13 protein-coding genes and 2 pseudogenes are annotated in these 11,962 nt (G+C 52.9%); 6 read left to right on the top strand and 9 right to left on the bottom strand.

Translation table 11 applies throughout. The features are described 5' to 3' along the window. Positions 1 to 22: 22 nt before the first annotated feature. From rseC to rseD, 5 genes are read right to left on the bottom strand one after another with little or no spacing between them, the layout of a single operon-like run. Positions 23 to 487 (bottom strand): SoxR-reducing system protein RseC, encoded by a 465-nt coding sequence (rseC, locus tag GUC46_RS06180; protein ID WP_003037576.1) that lies wholly within the window; start codon positions 485 to 487, stop codon positions 23 to 25. Then, positions 484 to 1,440, bottom strand: a complete 957-nt coding sequence (gene rseB / locus GUC46_RS06175) for a sigma-E factor regulatory protein RseB (RefSeq protein WP_032949816.1) — start codon at positions 1,438 to 1,440, stop codon at positions 484 to 486. The genes rseC and rseB overlap by 4 nt, the downstream gene beginning before the upstream one ends. Next, the gene (gene rseA / locus GUC46_RS06170) at positions 1,440 to 2,090 is read right to left on the bottom strand and encodes an anti-sigma-E factor RseA (RefSeq protein ID WP_003037574.1); all 651 of its coding nucleotides are present in this window, start codon (positions 2,088 to 2,090) and stop codon (positions 1,440 to 1,442) included. Before rseA ends, rseB begins: the two co-directional genes overlap by 1 nt. Positions 2,091 to 2,121: 31 nt before the next feature. Continuing rightward, positions 2,122 to 2,697, bottom strand: coding sequence for an RNA polymerase sigma factor RpoE (rpoE, locus tag GUC46_RS06165; protein WP_003037573.1), 576 nt, complete (start codon positions 2,695 to 2,697; stop codon positions 2,122 to 2,124). Then, positions 2,694 to 2,816, bottom strand: a complete 123-nt coding sequence (gene rseD / locus GUC46_RS06160) for a rpoE leader peptide RseD (RefSeq protein ID WP_223306697.1) — start codon at positions 2,814 to 2,816, stop codon at positions 2,694 to 2,696. The genes rpoE and rseD overlap by 4 nt, the downstream gene beginning before the upstream one ends. Positions 2,817 to 3,121: 305 nt before the next feature. On the opposite strand from rseD, the gene nadB reads away from it, so the two are divergent. Next, the gene (gene nadB / locus GUC46_RS06155) at positions 3,122 to 4,744 is read left to right on the top strand and encodes an L-aspartate oxidase (protein WP_003037572.1); all 1,623 of its coding nucleotides are present in this window, start codon (positions 3,122 to 3,124) and stop codon (positions 4,742 to 4,744) included. Here nadB and trmN read toward each other — a convergent pair. Then, positions 4,729 to 5,466, bottom strand: coding sequence for a tRNA(1)(Val) (adenine(37)-N(6))-methyltransferase TrmN (gene trmN / locus GUC46_RS06150; RefSeq protein ID WP_130714434.1), 738 nt, complete (start codon positions 5,464 to 5,466; stop codon positions 4,729 to 4,731). The two genes, nadB and trmN, sit on opposite strands and share 16 nt — an antisense overlap. Before the next feature lie 130 nt (positions 5,467 to 5,596). Between trmN and srmB the strand changes: the two genes are divergently transcribed. Next, a complete protein-coding gene (gene srmB, locus GUC46_RS06145; RefSeq protein WP_003037569.1) occupies positions 5,597 to 6,925 on the top strand; it encodes an ATP-dependent RNA helicase SrmB in 1,329 nt (442 codons plus the stop codon). A gap of 17 nt (positions 6,926 to 6,942) precedes the next feature. On the opposite strand, the pseudogene GUC46_RS06140 reads toward srmB, so the two are convergent. Continuing rightward, positions 6,943 to 7,544, bottom strand: a pseudogene (locus tag GUC46_RS06140) (substrate-binding domain-containing protein); the annotation flags it as partial. On the opposite strand from GUC46_RS06140, the pseudogene eamB reads away from it, so the two are divergent. After that, positions 7,544 to 7,951: pseudogene (eamB, locus tag GUC46_RS06135) on the top strand (cysteine/O-acetylserine transporter); the annotation flags it as partial. The pseudogenes GUC46_RS06140 and eamB overlap by 1 nt on opposite strands. 79 nt (positions 7,952 to 8,030) lie before the next feature. Here the strand turns inward: eamB and grcA are convergent. Continuing rightward, positions 8,031 to 8,414 carry an autonomous glycyl radical cofactor GrcA gene (gene grcA, locus GUC46_RS06130; RefSeq protein WP_003037563.1) on the bottom strand — a complete coding sequence of 128 codons (384 nt, stop codon included), beginning with the start codon at positions 8,412 to 8,414 and terminating at the stop codon, positions 8,031 to 8,033. 317 nt (positions 8,415 to 8,731) lie between these two features. Here grcA and ung point away from each other — a divergent pair, with 317 nt between their 5' ends. Further along, the gene (ung, locus tag GUC46_RS06125) at positions 8,732 to 9,421 is read left to right on the top strand and encodes a uracil-DNA glycosylase (protein WP_003037561.1); all 690 of its coding nucleotides are present in this window, start codon (positions 8,732 to 8,734) and stop codon (positions 9,419 to 9,421) included. Between the two features lie 33 nt (positions 9,422 to 9,454). On the opposite strand, the gene GUC46_RS06120 is transcribed toward ung, so the two are convergent. After that, positions 9,455 to 10,534: a tRNA/rRNA methyltransferase gene (locus GUC46_RS06120; protein ID WP_003037560.1), complete on the bottom strand. Its 1,080-nt coding sequence runs from the start codon at positions 10,532 to 10,534 to the stop codon at positions 9,455 to 9,457. Positions 10,535 to 10,741: 207 nt separating this feature from the next. Between GUC46_RS06120 and trxC the strand changes: the two genes are divergently transcribed. Continuing rightward, on the top strand, positions 10,742 to 11,161 hold the full coding sequence (gene trxC / locus GUC46_RS06115; protein WP_003037559.1) for a thioredoxin TrxC: 420 nt from the start codon (positions 10,742 to 10,744) through the stop codon (positions 11,159 to 11,161). Positions 11,162 to 11,230: 69 nt separating this feature from the next. Next, positions 11,231 to 11,929 carry a tRNA-uridine aminocarboxypropyltransferase gene (gene tapT / locus GUC46_RS06110; RefSeq protein ID WP_130714432.1) on the top strand — a complete coding sequence of 233 codons (699 nt, stop codon included), beginning with the start codon at positions 11,231 to 11,233 and terminating at the stop codon, positions 11,927 to 11,929. The last annotated feature ends 33 nt before the right edge of the window (positions 11,930 to 11,962 follow it).

Below are 11,962 nucleotides of genomic sequence, written 5' to 3'. Positions count from 1 at the left end.
GCAGTGCCATCAGGCAAAGATATCACTGCTGGGTTTCGACGCGAATAAGATCGGGTGGGAGAGCAACGTTCAGAATGACCGGCTGCCAGGCTTCGCGTTCAGCAAGCTTACGAGAGTATCCACGAGCAATCAGGAATCCGCCCACGCCCCCCAGCACTGCTCCGCTTAATGCCGCAAGATCGGAACCAAACAGCACCTGGAATAGCGCCGCGAAAAGAAACAGTCCCGCCAACGGAGACATGTAGACCAGCATCGCCGAACCGAGCAGGCTACCTTCGGCAATGCCCAGTTCAACTTTTTGACCAGGGGTCAAAGGTTCGTCGCAGGGCACCACGATGGTGTGTGTGGTCTGAGGTCCCAGTTTGTTCAGCACGCGGCTCCCGCATCCGGCCCGGGAAGCACAGCTGCTACATGATGCTTTAACATCACAGCTGACCGTCGCCAGACCATTTTGCCAGGAGACGACCGTCGCCCACTCTTTAATCATTGTGCTGCCCTGAACTTAATATTGTCCGCGATACGCTTCGCCGTTTGCGGCGGAAGCTCACCGACAATAGTGATTTCGGCGTTATCTCGCACGCTGGTGCTAACCGTGCGGCGTCCAGTGCGCAGCAGCTGATCGGCGCTGTTTTGCGTCGCGCGGTTTACGTTCACGGAGAAACTGAACAGACCATCGGAATAAAGCCGTGATTCGATCGGCATGTTATCCATCGTCGGCAGCGGACGTCGACTGCTGGACACCTCGCTGAAGCCTTGCGGCAACCACGACGGACTCCAGTTGAAGTTGGTTTTCTCACCCGCAGGAACTGACAACAACGGCGGCAGATTGGCTTTCGCCAGCGTCTGCATGCTGTCGCTGACACCGTTGTTAACAGTAAACGCGATGACGCGGAACTGTTCCAGCGTTTCGCCATCACGGTCAAGAAGATCAACACGCATTGGCAGCTTGGTCTCCGTGTCCATCCAAACGATATAGCTGTAACGGGTGCCGTCACGCGCCACAACGCGGATCACTTCACAGAGCCTGTCGGCAATACGGGTGCGGCCTACTGAGATAAAATCATAGTAGGGAGCAAGACGTTTGAAGTCGGTGTAAATCAGGGAGGGCAGCGAGTCAACGATATAGTCGCCGTTCAGCGTGAACGGTTCGAGACCTGGCTCAAAATAACTGATTTCGTTGCCACGTTGCACCACTTCCCGGCGCGGACCATCCATTTGCAACAGTTGCGCGAGCGGACGGTTATCCAGGCGGGCATGGCGATAACGTAGGGATTCAACACCCTGCTTATTGATGCTGACAAATGACAGCTCATAGGTGAGCGACTGGCTGGCCAGATTCATCTGCTGCAACAACGCCCCGGACGCAGGATTGGCCGAGGCGTTGACAGAGAAGAACAGGCTACCAGCCACAAGTGACATGGCAAACCAAAGTTGCTTCATTACTGCGATTGCGTTCCTAAAGTTTGAATTCCTGGCACCTGCACAGCGGCTTGCTGTGTCTGGGCCTGCTCAAACTGAAGCTGTTCAGAGTGCAGTCGACGTTGCAGTTCGTAATCCTGCAACATGGCATTAATACGACGACGCTGCTCCTGTACCTGCTGTTGCTGACCGCCGCTGGCCGTCGCGTCAGAAGGTACACCCAGGCTTACCGGACTGGCTTTACCCATCATCGGTAATGTATTAAATACCGGCGTTTCGGGCTGCTGGGACGTTTCAGATTGCCCATTATAGTGCTGGACGCCAACAATAACTGCAAGTGATACACACGCGGCCACACCCATTTGAGTAAGCTGCGCGGCCCACGGACGCATTTTCTTCCAGAACGGCATTTTCTGCCACTGGTGCGGTGCTGGCTGGGCCTCAGGAATCAATGGCGCCGTCTGACGTACCGGCTCATCCTGGATGGCGGCCATTACGCGGGCGGAAATATCGAAATGGAGAACGTCGGCAGTATCACCTCGCATGGAATCGCGAATCAGGTGATAACTCTCCCAGGTTTTTTGCATTTCCGGGTCGTGAGCCAGCTCTTTGAGCAACTCAGTATCCAGCGTTTCGCCATCCATTAAAGCGGAAAGTTTTTCTTTCTGCATGCCTAATACCTTTTCCAGTATCCCGCTATCGTCAACGCCTGATAAGCGGTTGAACTTTATTATCAATAGCTTCCCTCGCTCGGAAGATACGTGAACGCACCGTACCCACCGGACAATCCATGATAGCGGCTATCTCTTCATAGCTCAGGCCATCCAGCTCCCGCAAGGTTATTGCCATGCGTAAATCTTCCGGGAGGGACTCAATAGTTCGGAAAACTATCTGTCTCAGTTCTTCTGACAACATTAAGTTCTCAGGGTTCGAAATTTCTTTCAGCGCACCGCCACTTTCGTAATTTTCTGCTTCAATCGCATCTATATCACTGGAAGGTGGACGACGCCCCTGAGCGACCAGGTAATTCTTCGCTGTATTGACCGCAATACGATACAGCCAGGTATAAAAAGCACTATCCCCCCGGAACGAGTCCAGCGCACGATAGGCTTTGATAAATGCTTCTTGTACTACATCGGGTACATCACCCGACGGTACATAGCGAGAAACCAGACTCGCCACCTTATGCTGATAGCGCACTACCAGTAGGTTAAAGGCTTTCTGATCTCCCTTCTGGACCCGTTCTACCAGGACCTGGTCCGTTAACTGCTCGCTCATCCGAGGTAAAGTCTCCCCAAACCAAATTTCCACGCGCCTTCGAAACGCCACTCCATCAGCTTCACTATGAGCAAGCAAATGCTTAGAGTGCTCAAGTTTCGTAAAGTTCCGTTACGCATTGTTTTTTGTTTGTCATGTTGTAGACAGGTCTTATCTCTCATTATAAGTCTACATAACCCGATCAACGCACTATCTGTACAGAAATGCCCATTTCACCGCTTGCAGAGTAACCCAACGGGCACTTTATTTCATCACATAATCTGATGCTAACGGCCTGCTTCACAAAATATTTTTGCCTATTTCACCCTCATCATGTTTTTCTTTCATGTTTAGTCATTGCAACACGTTTAAAAATAAAACGTGCAGTATCGCGCAATGTGGTGCTATGGTGACCAAACACTGTTTAGTAAATTAAACAAAAATCATGAATACGACTCCTGAATTATCCTGTGACGTGCTGATCATTGGCAGCGGGGCTGCCGGACTCTCACTGGCGCTGCGCCTGGCTGAAAAGCATCAGGTTATTGTCCTGAGCAAAGGGCCGGTCAGCGAAGGCTCGACATTTTATGCCCAGGGCGGTATTGCCGCGGTTTTCGATGAAACCGACAGTATCGACTCCCACGTTGAAGATACGCTGATTGCCGGGGCCGGGCTGTGCGATCGCCATGCGGTGGAATTTGTCGCCAGCAATGCCCGTACCTGCGTTCAATGGCTTATCGATCAGGGCGTCTTATTTGATACGCAGGTTCAGCCTAACGGTGAAGAGAGCTATCACCTGACCCGTGAAGGCGGTCACAGCCATCGACGCATCCTGCACGCTGCGGATGCTACCGGCAAAGAAGTCGAAACCACCCTCGTCAGCCAGGCACAAAATCATCCCAACATCCGGGTTCTCGAGCGCAGTAATGCTGTCGACCTGATTGTCTCCGATAAAATCGGTCTGCCGGGAACGCGTCGGGTTGTCGGTGCCTGGATCTGGAATCGTAATAAAGAAGCCGTAGAAACCTGCCATGCGAAGTCGGTAGTGCTGGCCACCGGCGGCGCGTCAAAGGTATATCAATACACCACCAATCCGGATATTTCCTCGGGTGACGGAATTGCAATGGCCTGGCGTGCGGGATGCCGCGTCGCCAACCTGGAGTTTAACCAGTTTCACCCAACAGCGCTGTATCATCCGCAGGCGCGCAATTTTCTGCTGACCGAAGCGCTGCGCGGCGAAGGCGCGCACCTGAAACGCCCGGACGGTTCACGCTTTATGCCCGATTTTGACGAGCGTGGCGAACTGGCTCCCCGCGATATTGTCGCCCGCGCCATTGATCATGAAATGAAGCGCCTGGGTGCAGATTGCATGTTCCTCGATATCAGTCATAAACCGGAAGAATTTGTTCGCCAGCATTTCCCGATGATTTATGAAAAGTTGCTGGGACTGGGCATTGATCTAACCAAAGAACCTGTTCCCATCGTGCCTGCCGCGCACTATACCTGCGGCGGCGTGATGGTTGATGACTTTGGCCGTACCGATGTCGATGGGTTGTATGCGATCGGCGAAGTGAGTTACACCGGCCTGCATGGCGCCAACCGGATGGCATCGAACTCATTGCTGGAGTGTCTGGTTTACGGTTGGTCCGCGGCTGAAGATATCGACAGGCGTATGCCTTATGCACGCGGCGTCAGCACGCTCCCGGGCTGGGATGAAAGCCGGGTAGAAAATCCAGATGAATTGGTTGTTATCCAGCATAACTGGCATGAGCTGCGGCTGTTCATGTGGGATTACGTCGGTATTGTGCGCACCACTAAACGTCTGGAACGCGCCCTGCGCCGTATCACCATGCTGCAACAGGAAATCGACGAGTATTACGCCCATTTCCGTGTGTCGAACAACCTACTGGAGCTGCGCAATCTGGTGCAGGTTGCCGAGCTGATTGTCCGCTGCGCGATGATGCGCAAAGAGAGTCGGGGCCTGCACTACACGCTGGATTACCCAGAACAGCTTCCAGAGGCGGGCCCGTCAATTCTCTCGCCGCTCAGTCATCACATAAACAGATAGAACGCCTGGGTCAGCGCCGTATAACCTTCAGAGTAACGTTGGTCTGGCCCACGGATCACCAGCCTGTCGCTAAAGCACTCCCCGGCCTGCGGGGAGAATGCCAGCAATACCCGATGCGGTAGACGGGCCTCGGTTTCTGCTACATCCGTGCGCAATCGCAGATGCCAGCCTATGCTAAGCGCCTGCTGAGTAAATGCGTTACCAATCTGCTCCGGTAGCACCACACAAAAAAAACCGTCTTCCGTAATGCTGTCCGCCGCCAACGTAAGCAACGCCTGGTGATCGAGCGAGGTGGTATAGCGGGCCTGCTCGCGCTGCGGTGTTGCGCATTCCACGCCCTGTTCATAATAGGGAGGATTGCTGATTATCAAATCAAAACGCACGGTCTGACGCGGTATCCACTGTTGCGCATCTTCTGTATGAACACTCACGCGATGCATCCACGGAGAGTGCGCGATGTTCTCCTGCGCCTGCTGCGCGGCGTCGACATCAAGCTCCACGGCGTCAATGATGACGTTTTCATCAGTGCGCTGGGCCAGCATCAGCGCCAACAGGCCGCTCCCGGTACCAATATCCAGGATCCGCTTTACGCCCGCAACGGGGGCCCAGGCCCCCAATAAAATGCCGTCCGTTCCGACTTTCATTGCACAGCGATCGTGTGCCACAAAAAACTGCTTAAAAGTAAATCCATTACGTTTCAGTACGGATGTAGACTGGGGCATGAAGAACAACCTTCCTGGAAAAAAAACGATAACATAGGATAAAAACAATACCTGAGAAGGTATATCCATACAAACAGATGAAGATTGCAGCCGTAACGTCTATAATCAGCGCCCCACTCAGAGGTAGAACATGACTGTAACGACTTTTTCCGAACTTGAACTCGATGAAAGCCTTCTGGATGCCCTCCAGGAAAAAGGTTTCACTCGCCCGACCGCCATTCAGGCTGCCGCCATTCCGCCTGCGCTCGATGGCCGTGATGTACTCGGTTCTGCGCCGACAGGCACCGGTAAAACGGCGGCATATTTGCTGCCAGCGTTGCAGCACCTGCTCGACTTCCCACGCAAGAAATCTGGTCCGCCGCGCATTTTAATCCTGACGCCAACGCGCGAACTGGCGATGCAGGTTGCTGAACACGCCCGTGAGCTGGCGAAAAATACGCATCTGGATATCGCGACCATTACCGGCGGCGTGGCTTACATGAACCACATGGAAGTCTTTAGCGAAAACCAGGACATCGTGGTTGCCACCACGGGTCGTCTGCTGCAATACATTAAAGAAGAAAACTTCGACTGCCATGCGGTTGAGACGCTAATTCTCGATGAAGCAGATCGTATGCTGGACATGGGTTTTGCCCAGGACATCGAACATATCGCCGGTGAAACCCGCTGGCGTAAGCAAACCATGCTGTTCTCCGCCACGCTGGAAGGCGATGCGATTAAAGATTTTGCCGAGCGTCTGTTGGAAGATCCGGTCGAAGTCTCAGCGGATCCGTCCACCCGCGAACGCAAGAAGATCCATCAGTTTTACTACCGTGCTGATGACATCGAGCACAAAACTGCCCTGCTGATCCATCTGTTAAAACAGCCGGAAGCGACCCGCTCGATTGTCTTCGTACGTAAACGCGAGCGTGTGCACGAGCTGGCAGGCTGGCTGCGCCAGGCGGGCATTAACAACTGCTATCTCGAAGGCGAGATGGTGCAGAACAAACGCAATGAAGCGATCAAACGCCTGACCGATGGCCGCGTGAACGTGCTGGTAGCCACCGACGTTGCCGCTCGCGGGATCGATATTCCTGACGTCAGCCATGTGTTTAACTTCGACATGCCGCGCAGTGGCGATGCCTATCTGCACCGCATTGGCCGTACCGGTCGCGCAGGTCGTAAAGGTACTGCGATCTCTTTGGTTGAAGCGCACGACCATCTGCTTCTCGGCAAAGCGAGCCGCTATATTGACGAGCCGCTGAAAGCACGCGTCATCGACGAACTGCGTCCAACCACGCGCGCGCCAAGTGAGAAATCCAACGGTAAACCATCCAAGAAAGTGCTGGCGAAGCGCGCCGAGAAAAAAGCGAAAGAGAAAGAGAAGCCGCGGGTGAAAAAACGTCACCGCGATGCAAAAAATATCGGCAAACGTCGTAAGCCGAGCGGAGCTGCTACCCAGCAGTCCGACAAAGAGTAAACCGAATGCCGGGCCGTTTAGCCCGGCATTTTTTCACGTGATGCAAAACTCTCTTCAATACACTCAAGAAACACACGCATCGCCGGACTAACGACTTTTCCGGCATGATAACCACACAATGCCGTAATTAACTCAGGTTGTTCACTGTACGGTAATTCAATCAATTCCCCTGAACGTAGCTCCCTCTCAACGGCAAAACGCGGCAAAAAGCTGACCCCAAGATTTGCCGATACGCACTGCTTAATGCTTTCAATGCTCCATAACTCAATGGTATTTTCCAGCGTAATCTGTCGTTTACGCAGTAGCCCCTCGAAGCGCTGTCTGAAAATACATTGCGGCTCATTAATGATAAAACTGCAGGGAATGTGCTGGTTATACTGAGTAAAATTAACGTGCTGGAGCAGCGGCGAAGCAACTAATGCCAGTGACTGATCGCCAAGCGGCATCAACTCAAGGGCATCGTCATTACCCACCCGATAAAACACCCCCAGATCGACCTCATCACTGAGCAACGCATCGCGAATGACATAACAATTGAGTGACTGTAAAGATGGGGCGCACGTTGTTTAACTCGCTGTAAAACCTGCGGCATTTTATACGCCAGCAGCGTTTCGCCCGTCATTTTCACTGGCGGTTATGGATCCTGCCATCATCCATTGGCTCAGTTGGGCTGGGGCAGCTTATATCCTGTGGCTGGCGCTGAAGATCACCACCAGCCCGGCTACAAACGATGGTTTGCGGTCAGAGCCGATTAGCTTCTGGGCGAGTTTTGGCTTGCAGTTTGTTAACGTCAAAATCATTTTGTACGGCATTACCGCGTTATCCACGTTTGTATTACCGTACTCTCAGGACGCGCACTGGCTGATTGGGGTGAGTATTCTGTTGGCGCTGATCGGCACCTTCGGAAATGCCTGCTGGGCGCTGGCGGGCCATCTTTTTCAGCGCGTTTTTCGCCGTTACGGCCGGCAGTTGAATATCATTCTGGCGCTGCTGTTGGTGTATTGCGCGGTAAGGATCTTTTACTAACGGATGCAAAAAAGCGGAAGACACACTGGCATCTTCCGCTTTTTGATTCTTTGCTAAACGGGGCTATTCCCCGTGAGCCTTACAGGCTCTCAGTAAAGGTACGAGCGATAACGTCGCGCTGCTGTTCTGGGGTCAGAGAGTTGAAACGCACTGCATAACCAGAAACACGGATGGTCAGCTGCGGATATTTTTCCGGATGCTTGACTGCATCTTCCAGCGTTTCGCGACGCAGAACGTTCACGTTCAGGTGCTGACCACCTTCCACGCGGACTTCCGGCTGTACGTCTACCGGTACTTCACGGTATTCGATTTCGCCCAGTTTGCTGACAGCAACGACTTCATCAGCATTGAAACCTGCTTTCGCAACGATGCAGCGTGCTTCGCCTTTTTCGCTGTCCAGCAGCCAGAAAGAGTTCAGCAGGTCGTCGTTTGCAGCTTTAGTAATCTGGATACCTGTAATCATTTGATGCCTCCCCGGCAAAATTATTTGATCTCGGTTGGCCGTCATCCGGCCAATTGGTAAAACCATTGTTGCTTGAGTGTATATATACCCCTCACACACCCTTGAATCTTTGATTTAAATCAACAAAAACCACACATGAAAAGTGGTGATAGGTGGATTTTATTGTTTTACATCAACTTACGCCGTGTACACAGCTAAACTTTTTACATAAATTTTCAACTATCTTTAAGGGGTAGACCATTGAGAAACGTACAGAATTTTGCGACGTCGAAAGAAGCAGTTAAGCTAGGGGGATTGAAAATTCGCAGGAGAGCGAGATGGCCACCGAATTAACCTGGCACGATGTGCTGGCTGAAGAAAAACAGCAGCCTTATTTTGTTAACACACTGCATACTGTTGCCGGCGAGCGTCAGTCAGGAATGACAATTTATCCGCCGCAAAAAGATGTGTTTAACGCGTTTCGTTTTACCGAGCTTGGTGACGTGAAAGTTGTCATCCTGGGTCAGGATCCTTACCACGGCCCAGGCCAGGCACATGGTCTCGCGTTCTCTGTTCGTCCGGGGATTGCCACTCCGCCTTCGTTGCTGAACATGTACAAAGAGCTGGAAGCAACAATTCCCGGCTTCACCCGCCCCACACACGGATATCTGGAAAGCTGGGCACGCCAGGGGGTACTGTTACTCAACACCGTACTCACCGTTCGCGCCGGTCAGGCACATTCTCACGCCAGCCTTGGGTGGGAAACATTTACCGATAAAGTCATCAGCCTGATTAACCAACATCGGGAAGGCGTGGTTTTCCTGCTCTGGGGTTCTCACGCACAGAAGAAAGGCGCGATTATTGATGCGCAGCGTCACCATGTGTTGAAAGCGCCACACCCATCACCGCTCTCTGCGCATCGCGGTTTCTTTGGTTGCAATCACTTTGTACTGGCGAATGAATGGCTGGAACAACGAGGTGAAAAACCGATTGACTGGATGCCGGTATTACCCGCAGAAAGCGAGTAAAAAAATGCCAGCGATTCGCTGGCATTTTTATTATCAGGCTTTGTTCTGACGCCACCACTCCGCGAGCAACACGCCGGTCGCGACAGAAACATTGAGCGTTTCTACCTTGCCGGTACCGTCAATCGCCACGCACAGGTCGTCGGCTGAACATGCTGCTTCTGGCAGAGCTTCACGCTCACGCCCTAATACCAGCACCATTTTTTCCGGCAGCGTGGTAGTAAACAGCGGTTTACCTTTCACGCTTGAGGTCATCACTACCGTGTAACCCGCGTTACGGAAATCGTCCAACACATCGACAATGCTGTCACCGGTAATCGGCTGAACATGCTCTGCTCCACCTTCAGCAGTACGGATAGCCGCCCCCGATTCCAGCAGCGCCGCATCCTGAACCACCACGCCTTTCACACCGAAGTGCGCGCAGCTACGCATCATACCGCCCAGGTTATGCGGGTTAGCGATATCTTCCAGTGCCAGCACGCAATCCTGCGCCCCTGCCTGACCGACCCACTGCTTAACGGTAGTACCGTTACGTTTTTTGATCAGGAAACAGACGCCACCGTGGTGTTCAGTGCCAGAGGCTTTCGCCAGCTCGGCTTCGTCAACCACGTGATAGGCTTTGCGGTTTGCCGCCATCCAGCGTAATGCTTCTTTAAAACGCGGGGTTACGCTCTGAACAAACCAGGCGCGGACGATAGCGTCCGGACGACTCTGGAACAGAGCCTGACAGGCATTCTCACCGTAAACGCGGGTTTCTTCCGCGCGCTGACGGCGTAATACTTCAGGATCGATAAAGCTCTTACCGCTAATACCGCCGTGATCGGCTTTATCCGCTGCGTCATCATTCGGTGCGCGGGAAACGGTACGCCACGGTGAATCTTCACGTCTGCGGTCGCGTTCTACATCGCGGTCACGCCCGCGTTCACGACCACGTTCGCTGTTCGGACCCTTTCGTTCATCACGGGCAGGGCGACGACCGCCTTCGGCTCGGGAAGTACCGGGGCGACCGCCGCCTTTGCCAGTACGTGGATTTTGGGTGCGTTTATCCGAGTCATCGTCACTGCGGACGTACATCACTTTGACCTTGCCGTTTTTGTTCTTCAGTTCGTCGCTCATGTTTTTCTCCACCTGCTCTGCGCGAAGCGCGCAGATTACCCGATGTGCACGTCGTTAGCCATTATTTCATTTAAAAGCTAAGGACTATTGTACTCATTGAATAAAACGCATTGTTGTTTAGAACAGACTCTCCGATAATATGTAACATAATAGAAACATACTGGCGTTTATGCCGTGAAGTCCACTCCACTCATCCAGAGGTTAGTTATGAATACCGTTTGTACCAGCTGCCAGGCTATCAACCGCATCCCTGACGATCGTGTCCAGGAAGCGGCTAAATGCGGACGCTGTGGTCACGACCTGTTTGATGGGGAGGTGATCAATGCGACCGGTGAGACACTGGATAAACTGTTAAAAGACGATCTCCCGGTGGTCGTTGACTTTTGGGCCCCCTGGTGTGGTCCATGTCGTAACTTCGCCCCGATTTTTGAAGATGTCGCGGAAGAGCGTAGCGGCAAAGTGCGTTTTGTTAAAGTGAATACGGAAGCCGAGCGTGAACTCAGCGCCCGTTTCGGTATCCGCAGCATTCCGACCATCATGATCTTCAGAAAAGGTGAAATCGTCGACATGCTTAACGGCGCTGTACCAAAAGCCCCGTTTGATAGCTGGCTTAACGAATCATTATAATCTCTACGGGGCGCATCTTGTGCCCCGTTTTCACCTCTGCGACAATAGCGTTTTTCAACGTGTTTCCCCATGACCGATAACGCTGTTCTTCAGTTACGCGCTGAGCGCCTCGCGCGCGCCACGCGTCCTTTCCTTGCCCGAGGTAATCGCGTTCGCCGCTGTCAACGCTGCCTGCTGCCGCAGAAGCTCTGCTTGTGCGCAACTCTGGCGCCCTCTGAGGCAAAAAGTCGCTTTTGTCTGGTGATGTTTGATACCGAGCCGATGAAGCCCAGCAACACGGGGCGTTTAATTGCCGATATTCTGCCCGATACCACGGCTTTTCAGTGGTCACGTACCGAGCCGCCGCAGGCGCTGCTGGAACTGGTAAAAAATCCGGATTACCAGCCGATGGTTGTATTCCCGGCCTCCTATACGGGTGAAGAGCGTGAAGTGATTTTCACGCCACCAGCCGGTAAGCCCCCATTGTTTATCATGCTCGACGGCACCTGGCCTGAGGCGCGTAAAATGTTCCGCAAAAGCCCGTACCTCGATAACCTGCCGGTGATCTCTGTTGATTTATCACGCCTTTCTGCTTACCACCTGCGTGGCGTTCACGCCGAAGGGCAATATTGCACAGCCGAGGTGGCCATCGCCTTGTTGGATCTGGCGGGAGATACGCAAGCCGCAGAAGGGTTAAGCGATCATTTTACTCGCTTTAAAACCCGCTACCTGGCAGGAAAAACTCAACATCATGGAAACGTCACAGCAGATTCATCAGAAAACGTTTAAAATCATTCGGTCACTGGTGTCATTAAGGAAGCC

The organism is Citrobacter sp. LUTT5 (assembly GCF_009905315.1).
In the GTDB taxonomy this organism is placed as follows: Bacteria; Pseudomonadota; Gammaproteobacteria; order Enterobacterales; family Enterobacteriaceae; genus Citrobacter; species Citrobacter freundii.
Note: the sequence above shows the minus strand (reverse complement) of the source record. Positions and strands in the feature narration are given on the sequence as shown.

What these genes read in the sequence shown, in the direction of transcription:
- rseC (WP_003037576.1), bottom strand. Translation starts at nt 487, where the DNA reads ATGATTAAAGAGTGGGCGACGGTCGTCTCCTGGCAAAATGGTCTGGCG.
- rseB (WP_032949816.1), bottom strand. Translation starts at nt 1,440, where the DNA reads ATGAAGCAACTTTGGTTTGCCATGTCACTTGTGGCTGGTAGCCTGTTC.
- rseA (WP_003037574.1), bottom strand. Translation starts at nt 2,090, where the DNA reads ATGCAGAAAGAAAAACTTTCCGCTTTAATGGATGGCGAAACGCTGGAT.
- rpoE (WP_003037573.1), bottom strand. Translation starts at nt 2,697, where the DNA reads ATGAGCGAGCAGTTAACGGACCAGGTCCTGGTAGAACGGGTCCAGAAG.
- rseD (WP_223306697.1), bottom strand. Translation starts at nt 2,816, where the DNA reads ATGCGTAACGGAACTTTACGAAACTTGAGCACTCTAAGCATTTGCTTG.
- nadB (WP_003037572.1), top strand. Translation starts at nt 3,122, where the DNA reads ATGAATACGACTCCTGAATTATCCTGTGACGTGCTGATCATTGGCAGC.
- trmN (WP_130714434.1), bottom strand. Translation starts at nt 5,466, where the DNA reads ATGCCCCAGTCTACATCCGTACTGAAACGTAATGGATTTACTTTTAAG.
- srmB (WP_003037569.1), top strand. Translation starts at nt 5,597, where the DNA reads ATGACTGTAACGACTTTTTCCGAACTTGAACTCGATGAAAGCCTTCTG.
- grcA (WP_003037563.1), bottom strand. Translation starts at nt 8,414, where the DNA reads ATGATTACAGGTATCCAGATTACTAAAGCTGCAAACGACGACCTGCTG.
- ung (WP_003037561.1), top strand. Translation starts at nt 8,732, where the DNA reads ATGGCCACCGAATTAACCTGGCACGATGTGCTGGCTGAAGAAAAACAG.
- GUC46_RS06120 (WP_003037560.1), bottom strand. Translation starts at nt 10,534, where the DNA reads ATGAGCGACGAACTGAAGAACAAAAACGGCAAGGTCAAAGTGATGTAC.
- trxC (WP_003037559.1), top strand. Translation starts at nt 10,742, where the DNA reads ATGAATACCGTTTGTACCAGCTGCCAGGCTATCAACCGCATCCCTGAC.
- tapT (WP_130714432.1), top strand. Translation starts at nt 11,231, where the DNA reads ATGACCGATAACGCTGTTCTTCAGTTACGCGCTGAGCGCCTCGCGCGC.